The organism is Synechococcus sp. MIT S9503 (assembly GCF_047304175.1).
Lineage (GTDB): Bacteria > Cyanobacteriota > Cyanobacteriia > PCC-6307 > Cyanobiaceae > Synechococcus_C.
Genome location: NZ_CP138955.1, coordinates 991,197 through 1,016,105, shown reverse-complemented (window position 1 = coordinate 1,016,105; position 24,909 = coordinate 991,197). Strand labels below are relative to the sequence as shown.

The following is a 24,909-nucleotide window of genomic DNA, read 5'->3' as shown; positions in this document are numbered from 1 at the left end:
GGTGTAAGCGATTCGTTAGTGGGTCATCAGAACAATGAGGACTTTTTCAGCGCAATCAACGAACAAGCTCTTCGAAACGCCGGGAAGTGATGTCTGCCCCTGCCTCCGAGTCGTTCCAAGTCGCCCACTTCCTGAACCACGCTGATCTCGACATTGCTGACGCGGATCTCTAGCTTGATCTGCAGACCCATCAAGGTTTTGGCTGTAGGGCCCAGGGCTGAATGACGAGACTCGCCACGGCCTGGGCCATTTTTCAGGGTCTGCTGATCGAGGCCATCCCGTTTCTGCTGCTGGGTGTCACGATCGCCGGCCTTGCCCGCTGGTTGGTGCCCCAGTCGGCCTGGGTGAAGCGTCTGCCTCGCAATCCGCTGCTGGCGCCGATCGTCGGTGCCCTGCTCGGGTTCGCACTTCCGGCCTGTGAATGCGGCAATGTGCCCGTGGCCCGGCGACTCCTGGCCAGTGGTGCCCCGCTTGGAACGGGATTCGGATTCCTCTTCGCCGCGCCTGTTCTCAACCCTATTGTTCTCGCCAGCACCTGGGCGGCGTTCCCCGACAAAACCTGGTTGCTGTGGGCACGGCCAGCGGGGGCCTTCTGCATTGCACTCGCTCTCAGTGCTCTGCTGGGGCTGATCCCCGAATCCCGACTGCTGCAGAGCGCCCTGCTCGAAGAGCGCAGGCTCAGTCAGCCGCTGTCCAGCCTCGGGCTGCTCGAACGCCGCACCGGACTGGTGGGAGTCGGACCGGTCCGGCCTGAAACCCAGGCCGAATCCACGACTTTGGTGCCGCGGGAACTGCTGTACCACAGCACCCGAGAGTTTCTCAGCCTGCTTACGTTGCTGGTGATCGGCAGTGCTCTGGCCGCCGTCGTGCAGACCTGGCTGCCACGCAGCTGGCTGCTGGCGCTGGGCAGTGCGCCGACACTTTCGATCCTCGCGCTGATGCTGCTTGCCCTGGTGGTGTCGGTGTGCTCGAGTGTGGATGCTTTTCTGGCACTTGGTTTTGCTGCCCAGGTCACTCCCGGGGCACTGCTGGCTTTTCTGTTGCTGGGGCCGGTGGTTGATCTCAAGCTGGCCGGATTGTTCACTGTCCTGCTCACACCCCGTGCCATTGCGATGACGGCGTTGTCTGCATCACTGATGGTTCTGCTCATCGGGCAGTGGGTGAATCTTGTTCAGCTCTGACCCGGTGCCCGCTCCGATGAGTCCCTTCCATCACCTGCGCCGAACCTCGCTGCTGCCCTCACTGGTCCTGACACTGTGGGGGTGGGTTCTGGTCTGGAGCAGCCTCTCCTCCCGTCTTGATCTGCTTCTGAATGCGGCGTTTCATCCGGTTGTCGCCATTGCAGGAGTGGTGCTGATGCTGCTCGGACTGATACAGCTGCGTCCGTCTGATCGACGGCGCAGGGCTGTTTCGCCCTTCGGCTGGCTGTTCTCCGCACTGATGGCGGTGCTGATTCTGATTGTCCCCCCCGAGCCATCCTTCAGTGATCTGGCGGCAAGCCGTCCGGACAGTCTTCCGGCGGCGCCGACTCTGAGCTTTTTTCTGCCTCCTGAGCAGCGAACTCTGACGGAGTGGGTAAGGCTTCTGCGCAGTCAGCCCGATCCCGAACTGCATGTCGGAGATCCCGTGAAGATCAGTGGATTCGTTCTGGATCGCCCCGGTGAACCGCTTCAGCTGGCCAGGTTGACCGTGCGCTGCTGCCTTGCCGACGCGACACCCGCGGGTCTTCCCGTGGACTGGCCTGCTGATGTCGATCCTCAGGCGGATCAATGGCTCGAGATCGAGGGGACGATGGCCGTTCAGGAGCGCAACGGGGTGCCGGTCAGCGTGGTGAAGCCCACTCGACTGACTGTCATTCCCAGGCCTGACCGACCGCTTGAGCCATGAGGGCACGTTCTTCGGCCTCATCGACACGGCCGCGGCTGCTGAGCGGATGTCTTGCGGCTCTCGCCGGTCTGACTCTGCTGCAGCAGCAGATTTTGCTGCGACGACCACCCTGGCTTCAGTCGGTTGCCATTCAGCCCATCCGTTCCGGAGCCGCCGCGCTTGATGTCAGGTTCAGCAGACCGATGGATCGCGCCACGGTTGCGGCCAGTTCACTGGTTCCGGATCTTCCACACAGCTGGTTCGGCCGGCAGGAACGACTGCGGATTCTTGTGGAGTCTGTTCAACCTGTTGTTGAGCCTCTGCGTCTTGAGCTTCATGGTCAGGATCTGAGGCGATTGCCCCTCACAAAACAGGTTGTCTGGTGGGACCCGCGGCCTCACCTTCTCGCTGCGGTCCCCAGCGGTGATGGTGAGCGCCTGAAGCTGCGTCTGAGAAATGGACGTTGGCTGTCTCTCGCGCCACCGCAGCAGCGCATCCTGCAGATCGAGCCACTGGGGGATGGCTCCGGTGTTGCCATGGTCAGCGATGACAATGAGGCACGCCAGCGTGTGCTGCTGCGTCAGCTCAGTCAGCGTGCGATTAGCAGCCTCAGACAAGGTCTCGCTGATCCGCAGCTCGGGTCCCTGGATGAGCTGGAATCCGGAGAGTCGGGGGCTCTGTTGTTTGCTCATCTGAGCAGCAATCAGCTCGGAGAGTTGCTGGTTCAGCTCGGGGGGTTCGAGCCGGACAGTGATCGCACCTGGATTCAGTCCAGGGGACGGAAACAGCGGTCTCTGGATCTGGAGGCCAGCGGCCCGCTGCGTCTCCTCCCAGATGGCAATGGTCTTGTTGTGCCCTCCTACGACGGCCTCGAGTTGTTGCCTCTCAATCCGGATTCAGATGGTGTCTCCCGACAGTCCCTGCCAGGAAGTCGGGAGGTGAAGGCTTTCTGCTCCGGTGCCGGACGCGCACTGCTGGTGCGCCACTGGCCCGATTACCGCCGATCGGTTGAGCTGGTGATTCCGGCCAGGCCTCCCCGGCAGGTCTGGCTCGGTGAGGCCGGGGTGATGGCGGCAGCCTGCGACAACGGTGGAGAGAGGCTCTGGCTGGTGCTGCGTGAAGCGGGACTGCGCACACAGGACACGCTGTTGCAGATCGACAGCGAGGGCAGGGAGATTCGCCGTCGATCACTGGGAGGCTGGCGCCTGAGTTCAGGGGCTGAACTCGATTACGACCCGGTGGGTGATCAGCTGCTGACGGTGGTGCAGAAGTCAGGCGATGATCAAGGCAGAGTGGCTTTGATCTCAGGCAGCACGCTCCGTTTCGATGTGCTTGAGCAAGCGGCGGTGCTGGCCAGATGGCTGCCGGCCGGAGGAGCGCTGACTGACTTTTCCGATCCGGCTCGGTAGCTTGACTGAGAATCGTTCTCATTGCCCATGAGGGTGCCCCCCCTCGTTGCGCAAGGTCTGTCTCTCTCCTACGGCAACCGTGTTGTTCTCGATGATGTTTCGCTGACGCTGGAGGCTGGAACGCTCACGGCCCTGGTGGGTGCCAATGGTGCCGGCAAATCAACGCTGCTCCACCTGCTCCAGGGACGCTTGTCTCCGTCTTCCGGACAGGTCGCCTGCGATGGGATGCCGGTTCAGAGCTGTCGCGACCGGGTCGTTCTGATGCCACAGAGGGGCCGGATTGACTGGTCTTTCCCGATCACCGTGCGTGAGTTTGTGGCTCTTGGAGCGATCACGAGCCGTTCCTTCGGATGCTGCGACCGGGATGCGGCACTGCAGCGTGTCGGACTGGAAACTCTCGCTTCACGACGTCTGGATGCCCTGTCAGGTGGTCAGCAGCAAAGGGCCTTGCTGGCGCGGACTCTGGTGCAGCCATCGCGGGTTTTGCTGCTGGATGAGCCCTGTGCAGCCATTGATCCCCCGTCTCGGGAGCAGTTGATTGGTCTGATGCGTCAACTTGCCGATGCAGGGAAGACCCTGCTGGTGAGCAATCACGACTGGGGTGCCGCTCTCGAGCTGTATGACCGGGTGATCATGCTGGATGGACGCGTTCTGGCGGATGGACCTCCGCTGCAGGTGCGCCACATGCTCGGCAGCCAACTCGCTCCGGGGGGTGCCGCTCATGAGTGAACTCGATCTCTGGCTGGTTCCTCTGCTCATGGCCTTGCTCGTGGGTGTGCTCTGCCCGGTGACGGGCACCTTGCTGGTCACTCAGAGACGGGTTCTGCAGGCCAATCTGATTTCCCATGCCGTGCTTCCTGGTGTGGCCGTGGCCGTTGCGTTCGGACTGGATCCGGCCATCGGTGGAGTGATCAGCGGTCTGCTGGGTTCCATGGCGGCCGAGCGCCTGCAGCAGGGGCAACCCGCTGGTCAGGAAGCCGTGATCAACACCGTTCTCGCAGGGTTCCTCGGCCTGGGGGTGTTGCTGATTCCAGTGTTCAACATTCGTCTGGACCTCGAAGCGCTGCTGTTCGGCGATCTGCTGATCGTTGACTGGTCGGATCTCTACAGGGTGCTGGTGGCTGCCGCTGCGATGGCACTGCTGCTGCTGACCCGCTACCGCCATCTGGTCTTTCTGGGCGTTGATCCGGAGGGTGCCCAGGCCTCCGGGCTGTCAGTCAGAAACCTGCAGCTTGTTCAGTCCCTGGTGACATCGATGGTGATCGTCAGTTCCATGGCGGCTGTGGGCGTGATTCTGGTGATCGGTCTGCTCTGTGCGCCGGTTCTGCCAGGCCTGTGGCGCGTGAGAAGTCTGCGTGCCGCGATGCTTCAGTCCGCGCTGGTCGGCCTGGCCCTCAGTGCCGTGGGCTTTCTGCTGGCGGTGCCGCTCAACCTGCCTCCCGGGCCGTTGATCGGTGTGGTCTGCATGGTTCTGCTCTGCATTCCCCGGCTGCGTCCCGCCAACCCAGCCTGACTTGCAATGGCAGTGAGAATGATTATCATTCCTGGAGATCTTTTGTCACACGTTGCCTTTTCCTCTTGTCAACGCTGCTGCGGGAACGCTTTTGGCGGCTGCCAGTTCAGCGCCCACGGTGGTTGCGGTTGATGGTGTTCTTTGCGACATCACCAAAAAGCTGGTAGCTGATCAGGCTCGCGTGATCTGCCTGATCCCTCCGGGCGCAGACCCCCACACCATGGCTCTCAGGCCAGCGGATCGGTCCAATCTCAGCAAGGCCAAATTGGTGCTGCTGAACGGCTACAACCTCACACCTGCTCTGAAGGGCGTCAAAGCAGGTGGACCGGTGGTCTCCGTTGGAGAAATCGCTGTTCCCAGCAATCCCCTGAATGATCCGCATCTCTGGCATGACCCTGCCATTGCGGCCTCGATGACCAATGCCGCAGCCGCCAAGCTGAAGCCGGTGTTCAGCGGAAGTCAGGACGCAGCAATTGACAGGCGCCGGGCTGCCATGGATTCAGTGCTCAATTCACTCGGAAGCTGGACCGGCCAGCAGATCCAGACAGTGCCCGCGGATCAGCGTGTTCTGATCACAGGACACCGGGCTTATTCCTTCCTGGCACGTCGTTTCGGCATCCGCGAACTTCCCGTCGTTGATGAATACGCCACCGGAGGACGGATGCGTCCCTCCAGCCTGCGTTCCATCAGCAAGGCGATCAAGAAATCAGGGACCAAGGTGATTTTTCCTGAGGCATTGCCTCCCTCCAAGACGATGCGTCGCATCAGCAAGGCCAGTGGAGTTCCTCTGGCAAGCAAGCCGTTGTTTGCCGACGGCCAGGCCCCAGGAAAAAGTCTCGTGCAGACAGCAACCGGCAACATCTGCACGTTCGTTGTTGCCCAGGGCGGCAGCTGTGATGAGGCCAGCGCTGCACAACTGCAACAGCGTTGGGCATCCATTCGTTAATTCTTGAAATTTTTCATAAAACATTGAACCACTTAATTTGATGATTTTCTCTCGTCTTTCTTTCCTTAATGCAGCCTCAGCTTTTGCTCTGCTGTTCGCAGGTGATGCCGCAATTCGCGGTGTGTATGCCCATGGTGGCCATGGCGGAGGCGAGCAACTTCCAGAAGGTAAATTCCGCGTCACTCCCGTAATCACCATCGAGGGGCATGGCGGTTTCGAGACCAACCTTGATGGCAAACCTGAGCATTACGCCATTGATGGCCAATTCGGTTACGTCTTCGAGTGGGGTCTCCCCAACAACGGCACGTTTGCCATTGAAGCCGCCATTGGTCCTTCTGCAGTTTATGGAGAAGCCGAACACTTCTACGGCATCGTTCATGCTCACGGCGATGATCACGATGATCATGACGACCATGATGATCACGACGATCACGACGATCACGACGATCACGATGATCACGACGATCACGATGATCATGACGACCACGATGATCACGATGATCACGATGATCACGATGATCACGATGATCACGATGATCACGACGATCACGACGATCACGACGATCATGGCCACCATGACCATGGATCAGGCGCACCTTTCAAGCGCACCGATGTCAGGGGTTATCTCGCTGCCCGTTATCAACCCAATGAAAAGCTGGCTTTCCAGGTCGCCTGGATGCCTTACTACGTAACAGGTCCTGGTGAGGAGTTCGGTGAGGGTCTGAAGAATGAAGTCGGCATCACTGTCAACTATGCCTTCGGTGACGGTGATGTGAACTTTGCTTTGGGTGATGGACTGGAGGACGTGATTGACGGCGTTTTCATTTCCGTTGAAAATCGCACTGGCTGGGAATCAGACAGTACTTACATCGGTAATTACACCGATGTGTGGCCTGGTTTCGGTTTCAATGTCGATCTGCTGAATATCACCCTGTCAGGTGGTCCGCGTTTCTATGTGCCTGGTAGCTACTCAGGTCTTTCTTCCCGAACTGACTGGGGTGGTGAACTCGAGCTTGAGTACCCGATCACAGACAAGATCGCACTGTTCGCTCACTGGGAGCCGATTTACAGCTCCGAAGACTGGGGTTCTGAAGGTGGTAAGGGATGGAACCATCACATCGGCACCGGTGTGACATTCTCGTTCTGATCAGTTGGGATTGTCGGCACATCCTGTGCTGACAATCACTTGCCTATGAAATGCTGCAATCCTCAATTGCAGCATTATTTATTTTGTTGTTCTGAGTTCCGCTGACTTGTTCTGTCGCTCGTCAATGTTCTCAGCTATCAACTCCCATTGGTCAGCTGATTGGCCTAATTTTTGATCAGCACTTCTTTTGGGTTTGATGGAGCTTCTGATCGTCATCATAGGAGTGATATCTCCTGTTGACGGCTAAAGAGCTTGCTAAAGTTTTTATCAATGGAAGAAATCTGCAATTTATGCAATCTGGTATTGGTAAAAATTTAATATTTGATCAAGTATTTATGGATTGATGCGATAAGGATATGAGTCACAGGGTCATCATCGAACAATGCCTTTCAGCTCGCTTTTTTAATCTGCATCCACATGATTGTGCTGACGTCAATCTTGATCAATGTCTCAAGGTGTTCCTGAGTTAGTGCTCTTGCGTCATTCTCGCGACCTTGAAGTGTGAGCTTGGAGAGTTGGCCCATGCACCAGTTCTGCACCTCCGCTGCCTGTGCTCTCCGACACTTGTGATGGCATTGTTCAGGAAGATCCATAGAACTTGATGCGATCCTGGATTTCTACTTGTGCGCATGATTGCTTGTGGACCCAAGCTCAACAACCTCAAGTAGCGAAATGCACCTTGAATCGAATCAGTATCAAATGTGTTCCCTCATGCGTTGATTTCGCTCTGTTTTTGACCTTTGTTGATGTCAGTTGATGCCTGGAAATTCTGAACGTCATCGCTGCTTATCACCAACAAGTTTGTGTTGCTTTGATTGGCTATTTTCTGCTTAAGTCACTCACTCTCGATCGTCAGAGGACTCGTCTTTGCTCGGCTGAGTGGTTCTGATTGTGATCGCTGTTTGACTGCAGACTCAAGCTGGCTCTTTCTGCTGTGTGGGATCTGGGTCGCATCTGCTGCTGAACGTGTGGCTCTGACCATGCAACTGGCTGGTTTGTGAAGAGGTGCTACGGCTGATCGACAACCTCTTTCTGCTCTCTAGGCGTTGATTGTGTTCGCATCCCAGTGGCTGCTCTGGCGCTGTTTTTGCAGGCCCCAAGTGGGATCTGGTCGGTTGCGATGGTTGCCATCTGTACGTCGCCGACCACGTCTTGTCGGCTGTTCAGGTAGCAAATGGCTCAAAGGAACCCCCTACTGCTTCTGAGAATCGCTTGCATGAAGGAGAGTTTTGCTTCTAGAGTCGAGATCGATTCTCAATAGCAGGACGTTTTCCGTCCATGACTCTCTCGGCTTACCGGTTTCTTCCCGATGCCCCTGTGGCGTTGATGACGATGCCTCGCCATCAGACCGTGTTGATCGACCCGGCTTCTGCTGGCCAAGGCAGCATTCTCGAGGTACATGACGGCTTCTGCCGTGTCTATTGCCCCTGTGAGGAGACAGAGGGCATGACTCTGGCGTTCCTTCAGGCGGGCGATCGTCTGAGAACTGACCGTCTCTGCAGTGAAGGCATCTGCGTTGAAGCCCTCACTGATCTGCGTCTTGCTCGCAGCGTTTCATCTGAAGACGAAGTCGGAATGGACGCCGTCAACGAATGGACTCTGCAGCTTCTGCGCATACGCCACCTCGGTCAGGCTGAGCAGCGCCTTCATGCGCTCTTCGCTCTTCTTGTCAACCGACTGGGCAAGCGCTGCAGCGACTGCTTCCAGCTGCCTTTCCGCCTCACCCACGATCGTCTTGGGGAGCTGATCGGTGCCACGCGTGTCACAACAACCCGCCAGGTCTCCAAGTGGAGAAACGTTGATCAGATGAACTGTTCTGGTGGTGAATTCACCATGAATTTTTCGATCGACATGATCAGCACTGCTCCTCTGACCCATCTCTGATGGTTGTGATACATCGCCAGGGAATCAACCTCATGGCATCACTTTGCCGTGATTCAGATCGTTTATCCAGGCGGAGTATCCAGATCAGGCAGCAGTGTGAACTGTGTGTCAATCAGACGCTGCTAAGGCGGCTTCATCATGAGCAGCGTCTGATTGAAAAACGTCTTAAGAACCTGCAGCAGCTGATCTCAGGAATCAATCCTGATCTCAGCCTCGATCCACTGGCCCTGGAATTTGCCAGTGAAGTCGCTCAGAGGGCGATTTTGAAAACACAGTCTTCAGTGAACTGACTAGCTCAGCTGAGCGGGATGTGCGACGCCTTTGCGCAGTTCGTTGTCAATCACCAGGATTGCGGCAGCCTGCCCATCGGCGAATTTTGTACGTCCAATCAGATGTGCTGCCTCGTGTTCAGCTTTGATCTGTTCCTCAATCATGGGTTCCAGGAATACCGCGGTGCGTGAATCACCACAGCGTTCAGCAGCCATCAGCAATTGTTGAAGCGATGTGGTCACGTCGCTTTCCATCAGGAAAGCTGTGCTCATCACATCGAGAATGGTGACCCACGACTGATCGGGCGCTTCGAGAGCCTGAACAATCGGTGACTGCCCACGTGCGATCAGGTAGTCGGCGACTTTGGCGGAATGTTGCAGCTCTCCTGTCGCTTCTGATTTGAAATGAGCTGAAAAACCTTTCAATTCCCTTTCTGCCATCCAGATTGCAGCGGCGAAATAGGTCGTCTGGGCCTGACGCTCCAGGTTGAAGTGCTCCTGAAGTCCCTCGAGCAATCCAGGGTCCATGGATTCAGCCATGGCCCGACCTGAGGGGCCAACTTGCGGTTGAACGTGCTTTGAGGGATCAGACAGCATGGAACCACGGTGGCTATGTATCAAATGTACATGACCTGGCGAGTCTTTGGATGGCTTTCTGGGTTGTGATTGATGAGCGTTGTATAATGAGATGCATTCTCAGCAGCTCGGATCGTGCCGGTTCCCCAGCCTCAGAAAAAGAAGGGTTGCAAGAAGTCGAAATGCTCCAAGTGGAAGGGTGGTCAGTGCAAGTGCGGCCGAGGTTGAGCGAACAGCTCGTTCTGTTTGGCTCGCATTTGCGGAATATGGATCCGCATCCTTTTCGTCGCAACATCAACATCAATCAGGTTCTGGCGTTGCATCCAGCCAAGGTGTCGACTGACCGTCGGTCTGGTGCTGCTGATGATTTCGCCGATGCGTCGATGTGACAAGCCTGAGATCGTTGTCTGATCCACGGAGCAGCCGTCCTGGTCACAGCGGTTGCTGGATGCCAGCAGTAGAAGCAGCTTCATCAGGCGCTCTAGGCTGTCTGCGGGTTGTTTGATCTCGTAGAGGTTGAGAATCCAGTTTTCGAGAAATTGATTGCTCTCGACAAGTTGACCTTTCGGGTTGAACTCAACTCGGGAGGCTTCAAGAGCTTCAATCATCAGTCTTCGATGATTGTTCCAGGCAAAAGAGTGAGACTGACCCGCGTGAATCAGCGCAAGTGTGGATTCATTTGGTGTGTTTTCGTTCTCGTTGACGCAATAAAGGCGGATGAATCCATCAATTATTTTTAATTGAAAAAGCCTGTTTACGCTCCCATTTGTGATTATTCTGTGCTGGCTTGATTTTTTCAGTGTGATGACTGCTGTGACAAGCGTTGTTTGATTTTTTTCTGCCTGCGCCATGGGGTTTACAGCTGCACGATTCCTGTGGTGCACCCGAGATTGATTATTTATAACAGTGCAGGCGTGCCTGCGATGCGTGTTGTTTGATACGCGATCCGTCAGTTTTGCGAATGGGTCTCTTTTGCTTGGGACGAATGTCAGTTCATGCGGTCAGATTCTGACTTTGCCCACTTCCGCGCGAAGCGGAGAGCGTCCTGTTTCGATCAGAATCGGTTGTCGATTGAAAATCTCGACGCGGATTCCAGTCCTGGCCACAACGACCACAGATCGGGTGATGGCCATCACTGAGATGACAAGGGCGGCAGGCCAGCCCAGGGCCATCAGCAGCTCAGTCAGATCTTGCATCGTCTTGCGGTCGCTTCCTGTTCCACGGGTAGCAACCGCTGCCATCGCTGTGTTTTCCTGCTCCAGTCCTGCCGATCATGCTCTGTCTTGCGATTGGTTGGTGGGGGGGTGACGGAATGAGTCCGGCCAGGCACCATGGTCACCCGTGTTGATTCCCATGCGTCGCATCGCCTGGCTCCTAGGGGGCGTTTTCCTGCTGGCCCTTCCCGTCTCAGGGGCCGGGTTGATGGAATTGCTCGACAGCATGAAACCGGTGCGCCCAGAGCGCTCGCAGTTGCAGCTTCCAACGCTTCCGCTGAGGCCGGGACGAGGCAAGAACTGGGTTGGTGAGCGCATGCCCAAGGAGGGTGCGGCCATCCTCGTTCTGGCTGGCCACGCCGATTCCCAGAGAATGTATGGCTCAGGGACCCCCGGCTGGGCCGTTGGTGTGGGTGGAGCAGCTCCGATGCAATCGGGGATCACTGACGAGCTCTACTGGAACCTGCGGACTGCCCGAGCCGTTGTGGCTGAAGGACAGCGCCAGGGTCTGAACATCAGCTTTTATGACCCGGGGGTTCGCACGATCCGCAACGTTCAGGATCCACGCACCAATTGGTCTGTCGGTCAGAAACACGCGTCCGAAGGTGGCTACGTCGTTGAAATCCATTACGACGCCTATGCACCCCACGGCATCGGAGCGGGAATCATCCCTGCAGTGGCCTATGGCTTTTCGGTGATGGATGAAGCTCTGGCCAAGGAATTCGGGGCTTATCCCTATGACTACCGAGGCATGCTGGGGGGGCCGCGCAGGGGCGTTTCCATGCTGGAAATCGGCATGCTGGAAGGCGCTCTCGAGCGTGGGCTGCGAGATCCGCGAAAACGCAAGGCGACGCTGAACAGAATCGCCCGACGGATCGTTTCAGCACTGCGCGAAGGACTGGAACAGGGAACGTCTCTGAAGGCGGTCTGCCCTCCCACAACCGGGATCGCCGCCTATTGCCGTTAGCGTTCAGAACCTCACACCCACGGTCACAGCGTGGTGTTGAGGTAGTCCTCCAGTCGATCCTTGGGGATGCGCTGATCCGAAACAGCTTCGCCCACAGGCAGAAACAAAGGCATGGTGATCTGCCCATCAATCACCAACGGGATGAGCGGTTGACGGTCCACTCGCATCTCGCCGCCAAGCTTCTGAACGCACAGCAGTTCAAGAACCCCGTCGTCGTGTTGACGCTGGTAGAGACGTGCATCCTCGATTGTTGCCAGGTGGCACGGTGCAAAACCATGACTGGCGACGACTTCACTCAGTTTCAAAGCTCGGAAACCCCCTCTGCCGATGGCGCAAGCAGTCCCATGGTCTGGCGGATTCGTGGGGAGATCTCCCGGATTGAGCGTTCCAGAGTGAGTGCCTGATGCCACTGACCCGCTGCCTGTGCTGCGTCCTGCTGATCCCAGAGATTGAGGCGTTCACTGAGCAACTGCAGCAGTGGTTCAGAGTCGTTGATCGTGTTTGTTCTGTTGGTGTTTTGTGTGTTCTGCATACAGACACTTTCAACGCCAAAACGCCCAATATCAATCCAGCTGTGGGCGTGATTGCCGAGCTGAATCGTTCGGTTCACCGCTTCTGCGGTTGCTGCAGAATGACCGGGAGATTGCAATCCATGGTCAGACATTCGTTGGTCAGAACAGCTCTGCAGCGTTCATCAGCATGAATCTGATCCTGCTTCAACCTGATGATCTCTGGACAGGTTCCAGCTGCTTTCTGGCGAAGGGACGCCGAGCAGACCACATCCGTTTCGTGTTGCGCGCAGCTGTCGGCGACACGCTCCGGGTGGGACTGTTCGGCGGCGCTCAGGGCTCCGGTCGGGTTGATCGCATCGATGATCTGGGGGTGACACTCTCCGTGCAGTTGACGGACCCGCCACCTCGGCGACATCGCTTCGACATTGTTCTGGCGCTTCCTCGCCCGAAAATGCTGCGACGCATTCTGCGCACGGTTGCGGAATTCGGTGTGAGCAATCTGCATCTGATCAACAGCGCCAGAGTCGACAAGAGTTACTGGCAGTCGCCGCTGCTTTCCGAGCACAAGATCAGAGATGCCCTGATTGCGGGAATGGAACGCTCACAGGACACCATTGCTCCACGGGTTCACTGTCATTCGCGTTTTCGCCCGTTTGTGGAAGACGAGTTGCCTCTGCTCTGCAAAGGCCGCCCCTGCTGGATCGCTGACAGGGGAGCGCCGTTGGCGTTGACACAAACCCCGTGTTCGCCCGCTCTGGTGATGATTGGTCCGGAAGGAGGATTTGTGCCTTATGAAATCACGCTTGCGACAGCGGTCGCGGGGCAGCGGGTTCATCTCGGCGAGCGCATTCTCAGTGTTGACACCGCTCTGTCTTCGGTGCTGGCGCAGGGGTTGTCTGAGGATCTGTTGGCGTGATGAGGCCGTTTTGCTCCATGAGGTTGCGATCAGCTCCAGATCAGCTCCAGGTGAATCGAGGGGTCGAGGCTTCGCTTCACTGGGCACTGTTCTGCAACCCGTTGCAGCAGTGAGCGCTGCTCTTCGCTGAGATGCTGGGCCAGCTTCAGGTGAACACGCAGGATCTCCACTCTGCGAGGTCCAGTCTCAGTCATCTGTTTGTCCACATCGGCTGTGCTCCCCTCGATTGACCAGCCCCTGCTGTTCGCTGTGATTCCCATGATCGTGAGCATGCAGGTGGCCAGCGCGGTGGCCACAAGGTCGGTGGGGGAAAACGCTTCTCCTTTCCCCGCATTGTCGATTGGAGCGTCGGTCATCAGCACGGCACCGGAACGCTGGTGTGTGGCAACACAACGCAGTTCGCCGCTATACCGACAGGACACAGTGGGCATGGTTTCCACCAGCATGGTCTGCCCAAGCTGGCAACACAATGGAGAATTGAGATGACTTTCTCATTGAATTTGTCAGATTGACAGCAGTCGTGAGGCTGTAATCCTATTCATTAATGATCTGTTTTGATCATCTTTCAGGAGGTTTTTTCGACAGAACTGTACGCAGGATCTGACTTGAATTCAGGTTTTAGGACGTCGCGACCCCACTCATTTGATGTCAAAGTGGGGTTGACATTGAGGTGGTCAGTTCATCTCTGGGATGGCGGGTTTCACGCATACTCCCTGTTCACCAAAGCTGTTGGCCAATATTCTCATTCTGGCTAATTTGAAGTGGCGAAATCTGCATGTTTCAACGGCAATAGCGATATGGCTACTGGAGTGACGAGTCTCGGTCATCAGCAGCGTTTGCTCGTGATGCCGGATGATGGCGAACAGGCTGTACTTGATCTGCTCGTATCTGCGAAAACCAGTCTGCGCATCAAGCAGTTCAAGCTTCAGGCTCCTGCTGTGATCAAGGCCATTCAGGATGCCCATGATCGCGGAGTGAATGTGAAGATCATGTTGAATCCTCACACGTCAGGAGGAAATCGATGGAACGATGAAGCCTTTGAGTTGTTCAAGAAATCAGGGGTCGATATTCGCTGGACGAGTGAGTCTTTTCCTGTGACGCACGAAAAATCAATCGTTGTTGATGATCAGTTTGCTTTGGTTGCCACTTTTAATCTGGCTGAAAAATACTTCACATTAACGAGAGATCATGGTCTGGTTACTTATAACCAAGATGCTGTGAAACAGGTGATTGCAGGTTTCGATGCTGACTGGAGCAATCAGGAGTTCAAGCCCGATCTGACGGTCGGTCTTGTTTGGAGCAATCTGCACAGCCGGGGGCAGTTGGCCAAGCTGATTGACAGCGCAAAAACGCATCTGTGGATACAGCATCCGAAGTTTGTTGATGCAGTCATCCTCGATCGGATTGTTGAAGCCTGTGAAAGAGGTGTCAAGGTGCATCTGTTGTGTGGTGGTAAACATGGAATTTCAGACTGGGACATCTATGACACATTCGGGAATTTGCGGGTGATGTCGCGCTTTGGGGTCAAAATCCGGCGTCAGAAGAATTTAAAGCTGCATACCAAGATGATTATTATTGATAAAAAATCAGCGGTGATTGGGTCAATGAATATTGACAGGAGTGCCTTTGACATCCGACGTGAACTGGGTATGGAGACAGATGCCCCTGAGGTGATTGCCCGCTGTTGCGAATTGTTTGAGTCGGATTGGCACGCAGCCAAGGAGTATTCGGCACCTGATCCGCTTGATCCTTCCCTCCATGATCACGGCGAATTGTCACCCGACCCGCATTTCATTCATGAGTGATCAACCTGAGTCTTCATTGCAGTCCGAACAAGCTGATCGTCCCGGACTTCGTGAGCTGTTTGTTTGCATGACGCAGGTTGCTTTTTCTGCCTTTGGAGGAGGAATGTCGCTCTGGAGTCATCGCATCATTGTTGAACGACGTCAGTGGATGACTTCGGAATCGTTTGTCACTGGTTTGACCGTCGCCCGTCTTTTTCCGGGGCCGAATCAGATCAACATGTCTGTTTATATCGGGTCGATTTTTCAGGGTTTGCCTGGATCACTGGCCGCTGTGGCTGGAATCATTCTGTTTCCTTTCACGCTGCTGATGTTGCTTGGCCTGCTCTACTTTCAGTTCAGTGCGATCGCGGAAGTCAATCGTCTGTTGGCCGGCCTTGCGGCGGCGGCGGCTGGCATGGCGCTGTCAATGGGGTTCAAGATTCTGGAGGTTTACAAAACCGATTATCTGGCTCTGGCGATTGCAGTGATTGTCTTTGTCAGTCTTCAGGTCTTCAGGTTCCACCTGATTCCGGTTGTTCTGGTGGCAGGTCCGGTTGCGATGAGTTTGTACTGGCCTCGAGGACCAGGCCGATGACTGCGTTGCAAACCTGGTGGCATGTGGTGCTCACCTTCCTGAAGTTGTCGTTGTTTTCGATCGGTGGCGGCAACACCCTGCTTCAGGCCTATCACCACGAGGTCGTGGAAACATTCGGATGGCTGACGAACCGCCAGTTCTCCGATCTTTACGGACTGGCGGAAGCAGCGCCGGGGCCGAGTTCCATGCTCGTGGGTCTGCTCGGTCTCGGCGCCGGCTGGAAGCACGGACCGGTCTGGGCGCTGATAACCGCCTATTCAGCGGAGCTCGCGATCCTTTTGCCATCCACTGTGGTCATGCTGATTGCCGCGGCCTACTGGAATCGCTGGCGTGACTCCCCATGGAGGATCGCTTTTGAACGCGGTCTCGGGCCTGTGACGCTGGGCATTCTTTTCTCCGTGAGCGTCACGGTTCTCAAAACAGCCAATCACAGCCTGATCGCCTACGCACTGTCCTTCATGGTCTGTTTCTTCGTTTTGAAGACCAAGATTTCCCCGCTTGTTTTCATTGGCATCTGCGGCCTTGTAGGGGTGCTTGGTTTCGTGCGTTGACAGGGTCCGCAGCGCTGTTGCTGATCAGATCAAATGCTGTTTACCCTGAGTCACTGCAAGTGGAGTGACTGTCCCCGGGGGGACAACGACAAGATGACAGACAACAGCGAACTGGCGGGACTTCAGGCCCTTGTCGCCGACGTTGGCAGCGGCAACGTGATTGATGCCGAACTGCTTGAGGGTTGCACTGTGCAGGCCCACGAACTCGATGAGATGGATAAGGATCAGGCTGCCTGTGTGGCTGCTCACTGCTTCTCAGTGCTTTTCGATCACAAGGTTCAGCAGATCGAAGGAATGGCTGCTGATGCCGTGGCCGGCCTCTGGCACGGCAGTGTTGATGGATTTGCCTACACGATCAGTCGGGATGATCTCGGTGATCTGGTGCTGGATTTCAAAGTTCCTGACTGATGACCGTTGATGAGCTTCGTCAGGATCTTTCCGAGCGGATCGGCCGGCCTGTTGAAACACTCCTGACACGTGATGGTGAAACCGTGCTTGAGGTCTCAGATCTCTATCAACCTTCGCCTGCCGGCTTTGGTGGCCAACTGCGGCTTCGTGATGGAACGCCGATGGCCTGGGAACTCTGGCTGGAGGATGGTGACAGCTGGAATTTTCAGTCTGCGCTGCTGGCTGAGTGAAGCCGGTTGATCGCCCAGCTCATTCGCTGTCGCAACAACGGCAGGATCGGCCCTGATCGCAGTTGTCTGCGGATGCTTCGGCGTCAAGTCTGAGCAGATCCATGGTGTACTCCGCTCTGAGGTCCCACTCACTCCACTGGATGACGCCGGCATCCCCCACATCTTCCGGAAAGGCGATCTGGAAGTGCTTCCAGCGTTTCTGGCTGACAGGTTTGAAGCTCACAAGCCAGTCCTGATCTGGATCGGATCCAAGATCCCGAGCATGGCTCAGCATTTGTTCTGCATGCACCCGGTTGTCTGGATGACGGTTCTTTGACCAGTGTTTCAGTGCCCTCAGGCAAGGGTCATTGGCAGCAATTCCAACTCTGAGAAGCCCTTTTGCTTTGTCGGCAACCTCCTTTTCAGACTGCATGACATGTCTGATGCCGTTGTCGTCAACCCAGGCCGGGTAAGCCATGGGTTCGAACATATCGGCGCGGGTGAACCAGACCACTGGGCTCTCCCCGGAATAAGTCATTCCCATGGAGGGTTTGAGCGATCTTGTTTTAACCAGAGCCACCAGTTTGCTTGCATCCGTATAGTGCCAGGCGATCTCGGGTGCTGATCCAAATCCTTTCATTCGACCATTTTATCTCCCATTTCCTGAAGCTGATGTCTCTAAGTTGACTGCCATGATCACTTTCAGGAAAGTAACACTTCAACTAGAGCAACAGGTTGATCACAGCGATTTTGATCAGTGTTGCTGCCGCTGACGAGTCAGCGTGTTTCAGCTGGATTGATCGGGATGGATATTTGTTGCATTCAATGTTGAGTGTTGTGTATGGATCAGTGGTTGATGATGCGATTTGTTGTGAGAGTTTTTGTTTGCTAAATTTTTGATATGCATTGGCCTGTTTCGCGCATATTGGCAGCTCCATCTCTGAGGTGTGCGGGTGGGTGAAAGTTCGAACAATGACGGTGGTTTGCCATTCAAGGAACCTGTTGATTCAGCTGAATTGACTCTGGCTGCTGATCCCATCGAGGATGATGCGACTCAAAGTGCTGCGCTGGTTGAGTCGTCCTCCGGTATGCCTGATGCACAAAAATCTGGCGAGTCGGATCAGCCGGTCGATGAGCTTCCGGCTACGCGACTGCTCGAGCAGCTTTCAGTGGGCTTCGATTCGCTCAAAGGATTAAATCTGGAAGGTTTCAAGCAGATCTATCCAATCTTTTTAATTCTGTTCGGAGTTGTCATTCTTGGTTTGATTTTAGCGTTTATTGCCCACTTTCTTGATTCGATCAACCATATGCCGCTTGTCGGAGGGCTGTTTCAGGGATTGTCTGAGCTCGTTGGCCTCGTTGCACTGGTCCGTTTGGTTACATCGAATCTATTGCTGCAGCACAAGAGAGCGGAGCTTTATGCCCGCATTGCTGATCTGAAAAAGGATCTCATTGGAGGGACGGATTAATTCGAATTGAATTGAAAAAATTAGACTTTATTCCTCAATGACAAATCCGAAACTTTTAAAGATCTCGTTGTTTGAATGGATGATTTTGCGTGCACCTTCCTGCTGAGAAACAGCAAAGCCTTCCTGCGCGAGGCGCCTCATTAGGGCGGCGGTGTCTTCGAAACGCTCTGCCATGTCTTCGAGGGTTCCGCAGTCTGCGGAGAGAGTGGATTCGTCCCAGGTGAAGGAAGCCATGGCGGTTTCTGGAAGAGATAGACCAGTACTGCGTCAATGCAGATATGCAAAATCTTAAGGCCTTTGTTTTGTGTCCGTTGAAGGCCTCGCAACGCCGATCCTGCAGGCCTCTTCAGCCAGCAACGACTCTCTCTGCCAGCAGACGGCCGAATTCCTCATGCAGTCCCAGTCGACCATCAATCTCTGTGATGCGATCCGCCTTGCCTGCCAGCGTCAGCATCTCCTGTTTGGAACGGGGAGGTGCCTCCATGGCCAGTACCACGTGAAGCGGGCATTGCAGCTGCTGAGTCTGTGCGAGCCACCAGAGTGCGTCAGGCGCTGAATCCAGACCTCCCGTGACGAAGGCAACGCTTGCGAAACGTGCCCCGGGTTGACGACTGATTCGTTGTTGCTGCCTGACACGTTGAGGTGTCAGCAGCGCTTTGTTCACCCAGACATGGCGACGCAACATCAGCTTCAGGATGACCCGGCTGGTGTTGAGTCGATAGAGGATCGATCCCACCAGAGGCAGTTCCACCAGCCGTCTCACCCAGTTGAAGTCGGTTCCCGGTCGTCCGGTCATCGTTGGCAGTGGGCCTCGGAAAGTCGGTGCAACCAACACCAGCTGGGCCCATTCGCCTGAGCATTCCTCCGCCAGTCCAAGAGCCAGCGGGGCGCTGTGGCCTGCGGCCACAATGTTGATTCTGCGATGGTCCGTCCGCTGTAGATGGGCAAGAACGCTCCTCAGAACAGAACGGAGCGACTCTGCGTTGTAGGTGATGGAGGGACGGTCGCTGTCTCCAAAGCCCGGCCAATCGAAGCTCACCAGCTGACAGCCTTCACCCATGGCATCAGCAAAGTCATGCCATTCAGCCCTGGTCGACACGGTGCTCAAGGCCGGCAGCAACAGCCAGAGCGCTCCGTCGCTCGGCCCGCGCCGCTCAAGTGTGATGCGGATCTCGCGGCCATTCAGGATGAACCGGATGTTTTCGGGAACACCGCCGATACGGGAGCAAGCGCTCATGGCGACTTCAGTTTGATCGGGTCGTTGCATGTCTCCAGCTTCGCTCTGAAGCCATGGTCTCCACCTTGATGTTGCAAAGATTTGCCGAGTCATCCCCGGCCTTCAATCACTTCGTCGGCAGGTCATCCCGTGATCGGGTGACCTGCCTTGAACAGCTGACGCGCCAGGTTTCAGAGTTGAAAGGCTCTTCGCTCCAGGTCGCAGTCTCCGTTGGGAGACAGCCCCTGACGGCGCATGGCCTGCACCTCCGCTCTTGCGGCTCTCAGGTCGGCGCGGAAGACAGGGTCGTTGTGCAGCTGAGCAACGGTTCCCGAGGCGATGACCTGGCTTGCCTGCACATCACTTAGCCAGTGCACATTGCACATGTAGCGGCTTTTGCCGTACTCGACTCCTCTGGCGAGGATCGCATCACGTCGTTCCGGTGCGATCTCGCTGAGAATCAGCGCCCATGCCCATCCCGCAGCGGTATGGCCTGAGGGGTAGGAGCCGTCGCCTCTCAACATCTCCTCTTCATCGGGCGTGCAGATCGACTTGCCGTTGACCATGAACGGTCTGGGGCGCTGATAGTTGTTCTTGGCCTTGTAGGTGGCCAGGCCGGCATCGCTGAGTGTGCGTTGCAGCAGTGTGTAGAGCCTTGGCGTTCCATCCTTGGTGATCGGGATTCCGAGGGTGCAGGAGTAGATCGCGGCTGCCTCGGGGAAATGCAGATTGGCATCGATCGCTGCGACCTCCCAGCGCGGACTGCCCTGCATAGGGAAGGTCGACTCGGCATTGGCCACATCAAGGTCATAGGCCAGTGATCCCTGCCTGGGAGGGGGGGGCAGCAGCTTCAGTGAATCGGGTACGGAATCGGGGGGGAGGTAGCCCTCGAGCAGACCATGCTTGATCGTCTTGAGATTCGCCGGTGAACCAACATCCGGTTCGCAGTGGGTCGGCGTCTTTGCTCCGGCAGGCAGTGATGAAATACCGATGCCTGCAAGCAGTCCCACAGCGGCGCAGCTGGATACGAATCGACTCATGGGTGGTTGCTGTTCATGCGTTCACGGGCTAGCAATCGTTGCGGTGCAACCACAACCATCCGACCTCCAGGTCTGCACTCAATGGATCAACAACACCGACAGTGACTTGTCAGGAACGGGGTTTGATCAGCAGTGTCACCCCTGATGCCGTGATCACAACGGTGAGCAGTCCAAGCAAAGCCGGATAGAACGACTCGAGATTCAGCCAGCCGAACCTGCCGGTGTGAATCTTGAGTAGCCAGAAGGCATCAATTCCCTGCTCAAGCAGAACGCTGTACATGGACCCGCTGATGGCCGTGAGTAGCAGGGGTGCAGCTGCGATCGGAACCAGCCAGCGGTGTACTCGTCGAGCCTGACGTTGAGAAACGGAGCCACGCTTCATTGCTTGCGCAGTTGTTGATGCAGTTCGCGTTCATCAGCGCATGGCATCCAGCGACCGTTGTTCTCGTGAACTGCGTCACAGCCGATCTGTTCAGCGCGTTTCCAGGCCTCGGTTTCTGATTTGTAGAGGCCCTTGCTGTGGGCCAGCGCAGGATCGGTCGTCAGAACCAACGCTGTAAGTGCAAACACAAGAGCTGATAGAGCCATGATTCAGAAGGAGATTCAGACTCTCTTGCAGTCTGCAAGCAACTTGACATCACCATCATGCCGGTGGCGGGTTCGCGCTGGCTGGCGTTCAGGCCGCTAGAAGGTCTTTTGTCGCATGTCTGGGTTGTGCGATAACGCCGGTGTGACAAGAGTGGCCAGTGATAACCATTCTCACCACAATGTGGAAAGCAACTGATTGAACATGCGCGCTTTCGCCCTCGCCTGTCTCGCCGCCATGGCCGGCTTCGGTGGGCTGTCACCGGCACCTGTTCACGGCCATGCGGGGCATGGTGATGAGTTTGTTCAGACAGGTTCGGTCGGTCAGGTGAAGGCCAATGTCAAAAGGGATCAGATGCTTGGCATCGCAACCGAAAAACCAAAGCTCTCGGCCAGCGGTGAATTGAGTGTGCCCAATGTGGCCATCGTCAAGGCCTATGGCGAGCCCTACGTCTTCGTGTACAGCGGCACCACCTATGACCCGGTCGTCATCAAGCCAGGCTCCGTCTCCGTGGATCGCACGGTTGTTCTTGACGGTGTGACGGCTGACGAGAGGATCGTGGTCTCAGGCGCTCTGTCGATCTTCGCTGAATCGCAGAAGAACAAGCGCTGACTCTGTTCATTCCCTGCCTCTCCTTCGGAGATCCGACAGTTCATCGATGCTCAACAATCTGCTGAACGCCATCCTGCGCTGGTCGATCACCCGCAGATGGCTGGTGCTTGTCAGCTCCCTGCTGATCAGTCTGATCGGCGTGATCAATGTTGTGCAGATGCCGCTGGATGTTTTCCCGCCATTTGCACCGCCACAGGTTGAGATCCAGACGGTTGCTCCCGGTCTTGCTCCTGAGCAGGTAGAGCAACAGATCAGCGAGCCGATCGAAGCAGCCGTCAACGGTCTCGGCGGGGTCGACCTGGTGCGCTCCGCATCCAAGCCGGGTCTGTCGATGGTTCAGGTGGTGTTTCGTGACTCCGCCAACCTTGATCGTGCACGGCTGGCAGTCTCAGAGCGGCTGCAGCAGGTGCGCACGCAACTTCCTGCAACAGCCCAGGCTCCGGAAATCTCGCCGTTGCTCTCCCCTCTGGGAACGATTCTCCAATACGCCTTCACGCTTCCTGAGAACGCCACACCTGAACAGGCATTGCAGCTGCGATCGCTTGTACAGCGCACCTTTGAGCATCCATTGCTTTCCATTCCCGGCGTCGCGCAGGTCACCATTTATGGAGGTGACACTGCACAGACCCAGTTGCAGCTTGATCCGGAGGCACTGCAGGAGCGGGATGTGGCTCTCAATGAGGCGGTTGAAGCCGCGGGAAAGGCCCAGTTCAGTGGTCGCGGCGGGATCCAGATCTCCGGTGGTCAGGAACGTCTGATCCTCAGCGAACATGCCATTGCTGCTGACGACGACATCGCTCGCGCTGTCGTGCGAAACGGTGATGGTCGTGCCCTGGCGCTGGGCTCAGTTGCGAAGGTCAGATCCGGATCTGCGATCCGTCGCGGCGATGCCAGCCTCAACGGACAACCGGCAGTGGTGTTGATGATCAACAAGCAGCCGGATGTCGATACGCCAAAGCTGACACGCGCCGTTGAAGCGGGCATGCGCAGGCTTCAGTCATCGCTGCCAGGAGATGTCTCGGTCACCCAGACCTTCCGTCAGGCCAAGTTCATCGAAATCGCCATCCGCAATGTGAGCGAATCCCTTCTGCTCGGCGTGGTGATCGTGGCGGTGGTGCTTCTGCTGTTCCTGATGAACTGGCGCACAGCCTTGATCGCTCTCAGCGCCATTCCGCTCTCGCTGCTGGTGGGCCTGCTGTTGATGCGTGGTCTCGGCCTGCAACTCAACACGATGACACTCGGTGGTCTGGTGGTGGCCATCGGCTCCGTTGTCGACGATGCCATCGTCGATATGGAGAACTGCTACCGGGGTCTGCGCAGCAACCGTCAGCAGGATGAACCTCTGAATCCTCTTGATGTGGTGTTCAGCACGTCTGTGGAAGTGCGTCAGCCGGTGCTGTTCTCCACCTTGATCATCGTTGTGGTCTTTGCACCGATCTTCACCCTCAGTGGCGTGGAAGGTCGCGTTTTCATGCCGATGGGCATCGCCTACGTGCTGTCGATTGTCGCTTCGACGGCCGTGGCACTCACCCTGTCACCGGCACTCTGCGCCCTGCTGCTGAGTCGTGCTCCTCTGCCTGCCGCGGCGTCGTGGGTCGAATCTCGTGTTCAGCGGCTCTATAAACCTCTGCTTGAGGTCGTGCTGCGATCACCGCGTCGGGTGCTTGTGCTGGCGCTGTCGGCGGTGGTGGCCACTCTGCTGATTCTTCCCGGTCTCGGCCGGGTGTTTCTGCCGGAGTTCCGTGAGCAGTCACTGGTCAATTCCATGGTGCTCTATCCAGGAGTTTCGCTGGAGATGACCAGCCGTGCAGGTCGTCTGCTCTCCCGGGAGCTTCAATCCAGCGACGATGTCGACTGGGTGCAGGTGAGGGCCGGTCGTGCACCGGGCGATGCCGATGGCGCCGGGGTGAATATCGGCCATGTGGATCTGGAGTTGAGTGATCAGGCGATGAAGGATCGCCCCGCCGCGATCGCCCGCATCCGTGAGGTGTTTCTCGGTCTGCCTGGTGTGGCGCCCAACGTGGGTGGATTCATCTCCCATCGCATGGATGAGGTGCTTTCGGGAGTGCGCAGTGCCATCGCGATCAAGATCGCCGGTCCAGATCTTGAGCAACTGCGCCGTCTGGGTGAGCAGGTTCGTGATGTGGTGAGCGAGGTTTCCGGAGTGGTGGATCTGCAGCTGGAGCCACAGTTACCGGTGCCTCAGATCCAGCTGCGGATCGATCGCGCAGCAGCTCTGCGCGAGGGGGTCAGTGTGGCGTCGCTGGCCCAGGCCGCTGAAGTGGCGCTGCATGGCACGGCCGTTGGCTCGCAGGCGTCCACCAGTCTTCGGGCCCCTCTTGTTGTCACACTGTCCGCCGAGCAGCAGGGTGACCTGCGGGCGTTGCAGAGGCTTCCGATCCGAACCGCGTCAGGTGCACTCAAGCCGCTCGGGTCCTTCATGACCTTCGAGCAGACCACTGGTCCCAACGAGATCAACCGTGAGGATGTCTCCCGAAGAATCGTCGTTTCCGCCAACGTTGCCGGCCGGCCTCTCGGTCCGGTGGTGAACGACATCCGCCGCGAGGTGGCGAGGTCAGTGACATTTCCTTCCGGCTACACCCTGCGCTATGGAGGACAGTTCGAGTCGGAACAGCGTGCCACCCGTTCCCTGGTGCTCTACAGCCTGCTTGCCGCCGTGGTGATCGCCGCAGTGATGGTGATTGCGGTGCGTTCCCTGCCTGCGACAATTGCCATTCTGCTCAATCTGCCCCTTGCGTTGGTGGGCGGTCTCGTTGCAGTCCTGCTCAGTGGAGGTGTGCTGTCTGTGGCCTCGCTGATCGGATTCATCACCCTGTTCGGTGTTGCGGTCCGCAACGGCCTGCTGCTGGTCGACAACTACAACCGACGGCATCAGAGAGGTGAGGCCCTGATTCCATTGATTCGGGCGGGCACGCTCGATCGACTCAACGCGATCCTGATGACCGCACTCACCTCATCGCTGGGGATGTTGCCTCTGGCTCTGGCCTTCGGAGCCGGCAACGAGATTCTTCAGCCGCTGGCGATCGTGGTACTGGGTGGTCTGGTCACGTCGACCCTGCTCACGCTGGTGGTGATTCCCGCTGTATATGCACGTTTCGGCGCAAGGCTGCTCCCTGATGCGATGCGCTGAACAATGCAAGGGTGCATCCGGATCAATCGTGGCTAGCAAGGGATGCAGCTCATCCATCAGCGGGTTCCC

General features: G+C 56.7%; 30 protein-coding genes. 18 read left to right on the top strand and 12 right to left on the bottom strand.

What is annotated here, in order from left to right; all coding sequences use genetic code 11:
• The first annotated feature begins 221 nt into the window (after positions 1 to 221).
• The 8 genes from SIB56_RS05530 to SIB56_RS05495 all read left to right on the top strand — a co-directional run bounded on the left by SIB56_RS05530 (position 222) and on the right by SIB56_RS05495 (position 8,765).
• Positions 222 to 1,181, top strand: a complete 960-nt coding sequence (locus tag SIB56_RS05530; RefSeq protein WP_413326227.1) for a permease — start codon at positions 222 to 224, stop codon at positions 1,179 to 1,181.
• Positions 1,182 to 1,197: 16 nt separating this feature from the next.
• Positions 1,198 to 1,887 carry a TIGR03943 family putative permease subunit gene (locus SIB56_RS05525; protein WP_413326225.1) on the top strand — a complete coding sequence of 230 codons (690 nt, stop codon included), beginning with the start codon at positions 1,198 to 1,200 and terminating at the stop codon, positions 1,885 to 1,887.
• Complete coding sequence (locus SIB56_RS05520; protein WP_413326223.1) at positions 1,884 to 3,275, top strand: hypothetical protein; 1,392 nt, start codon at positions 1,884 to 1,886, stop codon at positions 3,273 to 3,275. Before SIB56_RS05525 ends, SIB56_RS05520 begins: the two co-directional genes overlap by 4 nt.
• Positions 3,276 to 3,302: 27 nt before the next feature.
• Positions 3,303 to 4,004, top strand: coding sequence for a metal ABC transporter ATP-binding protein (locus tag SIB56_RS05515; protein WP_413326221.1), 702 nt, complete (start codon positions 3,303 to 3,305; stop codon positions 4,002 to 4,004).
• Positions 3,997 to 4,788, top strand: a complete 792-nt coding sequence (locus SIB56_RS05510; RefSeq protein WP_413326218.1) for a metal ABC transporter permease — start codon at positions 3,997 to 3,999, stop codon at positions 4,786 to 4,788. Before SIB56_RS05515 ends, SIB56_RS05510 begins: the two co-directional genes overlap by 8 nt.
• Before the next feature lie 52 nt (positions 4,789 to 4,840).
• The gene (locus SIB56_RS05505; protein WP_413326215.1) at positions 4,841 to 5,734 is read left to right on the top strand and encodes a metal ABC transporter solute-binding protein, Zn/Mn family; all 894 of its coding nucleotides are present in this window, start codon (positions 4,841 to 4,843) and stop codon (positions 5,732 to 5,734) included.
• A 40-nt stretch (positions 5,735 to 5,774) separates the two neighbouring features.
• Complete coding sequence (locus SIB56_RS05500; protein ID WP_413326213.1) at positions 5,775 to 6,881, top strand: hypothetical protein; 1,107 nt, start codon at positions 5,775 to 5,777, stop codon at positions 6,879 to 6,881.
• A 1,278-nt stretch (positions 6,882 to 8,159) separates the two neighbouring features.
• Positions 8,160 to 8,765 (top strand): Crp/Fnr family transcriptional regulator, encoded by a 606-nt coding sequence (locus tag SIB56_RS05495; RefSeq protein WP_413326210.1) that lies wholly within the window; start codon positions 8,160 to 8,162, stop codon positions 8,763 to 8,765.
• A gap of 290 nt (positions 8,766 to 9,055) precedes the next feature.
• Here SIB56_RS05495 and SIB56_RS05490 read toward each other — a convergent pair whose 3' ends face one another.
• The 3 genes from SIB56_RS05490 to SIB56_RS05480 all read right to left on the bottom strand — a co-directional run bounded on the left by SIB56_RS05490 (position 9,056) and on the right by SIB56_RS05480 (position 10,851).
• Positions 9,056 to 9,574 (bottom strand): ferritin, encoded by a 519-nt coding sequence (locus SIB56_RS05490; RefSeq protein ID WP_413326208.1) that lies wholly within the window; start codon positions 9,572 to 9,574, stop codon positions 9,056 to 9,058.
• A 239-nt stretch (positions 9,575 to 9,813) separates the two neighbouring features.
• Complete coding sequence (locus SIB56_RS05485) at positions 9,814 to 10,461, bottom strand: helix-turn-helix domain-containing protein (RefSeq protein WP_413326206.1); 648 nt, start codon at positions 10,459 to 10,461, stop codon at positions 9,814 to 9,816.
• A gap of 150 nt (positions 10,462 to 10,611) precedes the next feature.
• Positions 10,612 to 10,851, bottom strand: a complete 240-nt coding sequence (locus tag SIB56_RS05480) for a hypothetical protein (protein WP_413326204.1) — start codon at positions 10,849 to 10,851, stop codon at positions 10,612 to 10,614.
• Positions 10,852 to 10,963: 112 nt separating this feature from the next.
• On the opposite strand from SIB56_RS05480, the gene SIB56_RS05475 reads away from it, so the two are divergent.
• Positions 10,964 to 11,791: a dehydrogenase gene (locus SIB56_RS05475; RefSeq protein ID WP_413326203.1), complete on the top strand. Its 828-nt coding sequence runs from the start codon at positions 10,964 to 10,966 to the stop codon at positions 11,789 to 11,791.
• A 23-nt stretch (positions 11,792 to 11,814) separates the two neighbouring features.
• Here the strand turns inward: SIB56_RS05475 and SIB56_RS05470 are convergent, their stop codons facing one another.
• Together SIB56_RS05470 and SIB56_RS05465 are read right to left on the bottom strand one after the other, a co-directional pair.
• On the bottom strand, positions 11,815 to 12,096 hold the full coding sequence (locus tag SIB56_RS05470; RefSeq protein ID WP_413326200.1) for a hypothetical protein: 282 nt from the start codon (positions 12,094 to 12,096) through the stop codon (positions 11,815 to 11,817).
• Positions 12,093 to 12,401 (bottom strand): hypothetical protein, encoded by a 309-nt coding sequence (locus SIB56_RS05465; protein WP_413326198.1) that lies wholly within the window; start codon positions 12,399 to 12,401, stop codon positions 12,093 to 12,095. The genes SIB56_RS05470 and SIB56_RS05465 overlap by 4 nt, the downstream gene beginning before the upstream one ends.
• An 89-nt stretch (positions 12,402 to 12,490) precedes the next feature.
• Here SIB56_RS05465 and SIB56_RS05460 point away from each other — a divergent pair, with 89 nt between their 5' ends.
• Complete coding sequence (locus SIB56_RS05460) at positions 12,491 to 13,219, top strand: 16S rRNA (uracil(1498)-N(3))-methyltransferase (RefSeq protein ID WP_413326196.1); 729 nt, start codon at positions 12,491 to 12,493, stop codon at positions 13,217 to 13,219.
• Positions 13,220 to 13,248: 29 nt separating this feature from the next.
• Here SIB56_RS05460 and SIB56_RS05455 read toward each other — a convergent pair whose 3' ends face one another.
• Positions 13,249 to 13,665: an OsmC family protein gene (locus SIB56_RS05455; RefSeq protein WP_413326194.1), complete on the bottom strand. Its 417-nt coding sequence runs from the start codon at positions 13,663 to 13,665 to the stop codon at positions 13,249 to 13,251.
• A gap of 315 nt (positions 13,666 to 13,980) precedes the next feature.
• On the opposite strand from SIB56_RS05455, the gene SIB56_RS05450 reads away from it, so the two are divergent.
• From SIB56_RS05450 to SIB56_RS05430, 5 genes are all read left to right on the top strand, one after another.
• Positions 13,981 to 15,024 carry a phospholipase D-like domain-containing protein gene (locus tag SIB56_RS05450; protein WP_413326191.1) on the top strand — a complete coding sequence of 348 codons (1,044 nt, stop codon included), beginning with the start codon at positions 13,981 to 13,983 and terminating at the stop codon, positions 15,022 to 15,024.
• Positions 15,017 to 15,598 carry a chromate transporter gene (locus SIB56_RS05445; RefSeq protein WP_413326189.1) on the top strand — a complete coding sequence of 194 codons (582 nt, stop codon included), beginning with the start codon at positions 15,017 to 15,019 and terminating at the stop codon, positions 15,596 to 15,598. Before SIB56_RS05450 ends, SIB56_RS05445 begins: the two co-directional genes overlap by 8 nt.
• Positions 15,595 to 16,149, top strand: a complete 555-nt coding sequence (locus SIB56_RS05440; RefSeq protein WP_413326187.1) for a chromate transporter — start codon at positions 15,595 to 15,597, stop codon at positions 16,147 to 16,149. The genes SIB56_RS05445 and SIB56_RS05440 overlap by 4 nt, the downstream gene beginning before the upstream one ends.
• A 93-nt stretch (positions 16,150 to 16,242) precedes the next feature.
• Positions 16,243 to 16,557: a hypothetical protein gene (locus tag SIB56_RS05435; RefSeq protein WP_413327152.1), complete on the top strand. Its 315-nt coding sequence runs from the start codon at positions 16,243 to 16,245 to the stop codon at positions 16,555 to 16,557.
• Entirely contained in the window at positions 16,557 to 16,787 is a 231-nt protein-coding gene (locus tag SIB56_RS05430; RefSeq protein ID WP_413326184.1) for a hypothetical protein, read from the top strand. The genes SIB56_RS05435 and SIB56_RS05430 overlap by 1 nt, the downstream gene beginning before the upstream one ends.
• Before the next feature lie 19 nt (positions 16,788 to 16,806).
• On the opposite strand, the gene SIB56_RS05425 is transcribed toward SIB56_RS05430, so the two are convergent.
• Positions 16,807 to 17,304, bottom strand: coding sequence for a hypothetical protein (locus tag SIB56_RS05425; RefSeq protein ID WP_413326182.1), 498 nt, complete (start codon positions 17,302 to 17,304; stop codon positions 16,807 to 16,809).
• A gap of 415 nt (positions 17,305 to 17,719) precedes the next feature.
• On the opposite strand from SIB56_RS05425, the gene SIB56_RS05420 reads away from it, so the two are divergent.
• The gene (locus SIB56_RS05420; protein ID WP_413326180.1) at positions 17,720 to 18,235 is read left to right on the top strand and encodes a CAAD domain-containing protein; all 516 of its coding nucleotides are present in this window, start codon (positions 17,720 to 17,722) and stop codon (positions 18,233 to 18,235) included.
• A gap of 27 nt (positions 18,236 to 18,262) precedes the next feature.
• Here SIB56_RS05420 and SIB56_RS05415 read toward each other — a convergent pair whose 3' ends face one another.
• The 5 genes from SIB56_RS05415 to SIB56_RS05395 form a co-directional block, all read right to left on the bottom strand.
• Positions 18,263 to 18,469: a hypothetical protein gene (locus SIB56_RS05415; RefSeq protein WP_413326178.1), complete on the bottom strand. Its 207-nt coding sequence runs from the start codon at positions 18,467 to 18,469 to the stop codon at positions 18,263 to 18,265.
• Between the two features lie 112 nt (positions 18,470 to 18,581).
• A complete protein-coding gene (locus SIB56_RS05410; RefSeq protein ID WP_413326176.1) occupies positions 18,582 to 19,472 on the bottom strand; it encodes an alpha/beta fold hydrolase in 891 nt (296 codons plus the stop codon).
• A gap of 170 nt (positions 19,473 to 19,642) precedes the next feature.
• Entirely contained in the window at positions 19,643 to 20,491 is an 849-nt protein-coding gene (locus SIB56_RS05405; protein WP_413326173.1) for an acid phosphatase, read from the bottom strand.
• A 109-nt stretch (positions 20,492 to 20,600) separates the two neighbouring features.
• Positions 20,601 to 20,873, bottom strand: coding sequence for a hypothetical protein (locus SIB56_RS05400; protein ID WP_413326171.1), 273 nt, complete (start codon positions 20,871 to 20,873; stop codon positions 20,601 to 20,603).
• Complete coding sequence (locus SIB56_RS05395; RefSeq protein ID WP_413326169.1) at positions 20,870 to 21,079, bottom strand: DUF3721 domain-containing protein; 210 nt, start codon at positions 21,077 to 21,079, stop codon at positions 20,870 to 20,872. Before SIB56_RS05395 ends, SIB56_RS05400 begins: the two co-directional genes overlap by 4 nt.
• Before the next feature lie 202 nt (positions 21,080 to 21,281).
• Here SIB56_RS05395 and SIB56_RS05390 point away from each other — a divergent pair, with 202 nt between their 5' ends.
• A complete protein-coding gene (locus tag SIB56_RS05390; RefSeq protein WP_413326167.1) occupies positions 21,282 to 21,689 on the top strand; it encodes an efflux RND transporter periplasmic adaptor subunit in 408 nt (135 codons plus the stop codon).
• Between the two features lie 46 nt (positions 21,690 to 21,735).
• Entirely contained in the window at positions 21,736 to 24,840 is a 3,105-nt protein-coding gene (locus tag SIB56_RS05385) for an efflux RND transporter permease subunit (protein WP_413326165.1), read from the top strand.
• The last annotated feature ends 69 nt before the right edge of the window (positions 24,841 to 24,909 follow it).

Excerpts from the sequence above, each read along its gene's own strand:
- SIB56_RS05530 (WP_413326227.1), top strand. The coding sequence starts at position 222 with ATGACGAGACTCGCCACGGCCTGGGCCATTTTTCAGGGTCTGCTGATC.
- SIB56_RS05525 (WP_413326225.1), top strand. The coding sequence starts at position 1,198 with ATGAGTCCCTTCCATCACCTGCGCCGAACCTCGCTGCTGCCCTCACTG.
- SIB56_RS05520 (WP_413326223.1), top strand. The coding sequence starts at position 1,884 with ATGAGGGCACGTTCTTCGGCCTCATCGACACGGCCGCGGCTGCTGAGC.
- SIB56_RS05515 (WP_413326221.1), top strand. The coding sequence starts at position 3,303 with ATGAGGGTGCCCCCCCTCGTTGCGCAAGGTCTGTCTCTCTCCTACGGC.
- SIB56_RS05510 (WP_413326218.1), top strand. The coding sequence starts at position 3,997 with ATGAGTGAACTCGATCTCTGGCTGGTTCCTCTGCTCATGGCCTTGCTC.
- SIB56_RS05500 (WP_413326213.1), top strand. The coding sequence starts at position 5,775 with ATGATTTTCTCTCGTCTTTCTTTCCTTAATGCAGCCTCAGCTTTTGCT.
- SIB56_RS05495 (WP_413326210.1), top strand. The coding sequence starts at position 8,160 with ATGACTCTCTCGGCTTACCGGTTTCTTCCCGATGCCCCTGTGGCGTTG.
- SIB56_RS05490 (WP_413326208.1), bottom strand. The coding sequence starts at position 9,574 with ATGGCTGAATCCATGGACCCTGGATTGCTCGAGGGACTTCAGGAGCAC.
- SIB56_RS05485 (WP_413326206.1), bottom strand. The coding sequence starts at position 10,461 with ATGGCGCAGGCAGAAAAAAATCAAACAACGCTTGTCACAGCAGTCATC.
- SIB56_RS05480 (WP_413326204.1), bottom strand. The coding sequence starts at position 10,851 with ATGGCAGCGGTTGCTACCCGTGGAACAGGAAGCGACCGCAAGACGATG.
- SIB56_RS05475 (WP_413326203.1), top strand. The coding sequence starts at position 10,964 with ATGCGTCGCATCGCCTGGCTCCTAGGGGGCGTTTTCCTGCTGGCCCTT.
- SIB56_RS05460 (WP_413326196.1), top strand. The coding sequence starts at position 12,491 with ATGAATCTGATCCTGCTTCAACCTGATGATCTCTGGACAGGTTCCAGC.
- SIB56_RS05455 (WP_413326194.1), bottom strand. The coding sequence starts at position 13,665 with ATGCTGGTGGAAACCATGCCCACTGTGTCCTGTCGGTATAGCGGCGAA.
- SIB56_RS05445 (WP_413326189.1), top strand. The coding sequence starts at position 15,017 with ATGAGTGATCAACCTGAGTCTTCATTGCAGTCCGAACAAGCTGATCGT.
- SIB56_RS05440 (WP_413326187.1), top strand. The coding sequence starts at position 15,595 with ATGACTGCGTTGCAAACCTGGTGGCATGTGGTGCTCACCTTCCTGAAG.
- SIB56_RS05435 (WP_413327152.1), top strand. The coding sequence starts at position 16,243 with ATGACAGACAACAGCGAACTGGCGGGACTTCAGGCCCTTGTCGCCGAC.
- SIB56_RS05430 (WP_413326184.1), top strand. The coding sequence starts at position 16,557 with ATGACCGTTGATGAGCTTCGTCAGGATCTTTCCGAGCGGATCGGCCGG.
- SIB56_RS05425 (WP_413326182.1), bottom strand. The coding sequence starts at position 17,304 with ATGACTTATTCCGGGGAGAGCCCAGTGGTCTGGTTCACCCGCGCCGAT.
- SIB56_RS05415 (WP_413326178.1), bottom strand. The coding sequence starts at position 18,469 with ATGGCTTCCTTCACCTGGGACGAATCCACTCTCTCCGCAGACTGCGGA.
- SIB56_RS05410 (WP_413326176.1), bottom strand. The coding sequence starts at position 19,472 with ATGAGCGCTTGCTCCCGTATCGGCGGTGTTCCCGAAAACATCCGGTTC.
- SIB56_RS05405 (WP_413326173.1), bottom strand. The coding sequence starts at position 20,491 with ATGAGTCGATTCGTATCCAGCTGCGCCGCTGTGGGACTGCTTGCAGGC.
- SIB56_RS05400 (WP_413326171.1), bottom strand. The coding sequence starts at position 20,873 with ATGAAGCGTGGCTCCGTTTCTCAACGTCAGGCTCGACGAGTACACCGC.
- SIB56_RS05395 (WP_413326169.1), bottom strand. The coding sequence starts at position 21,079 with ATGGCTCTATCAGCTCTTGTGTTTGCACTTACAGCGTTGGTTCTGACG.
- SIB56_RS05390 (WP_413326167.1), top strand. The coding sequence starts at position 21,282 with ATGCGCGCTTTCGCCCTCGCCTGTCTCGCCGCCATGGCCGGCTTCGGT.
- SIB56_RS05385 (WP_413326165.1), top strand. The coding sequence starts at position 21,736 with ATGCTCAACAATCTGCTGAACGCCATCCTGCGCTGGTCGATCACCCGC.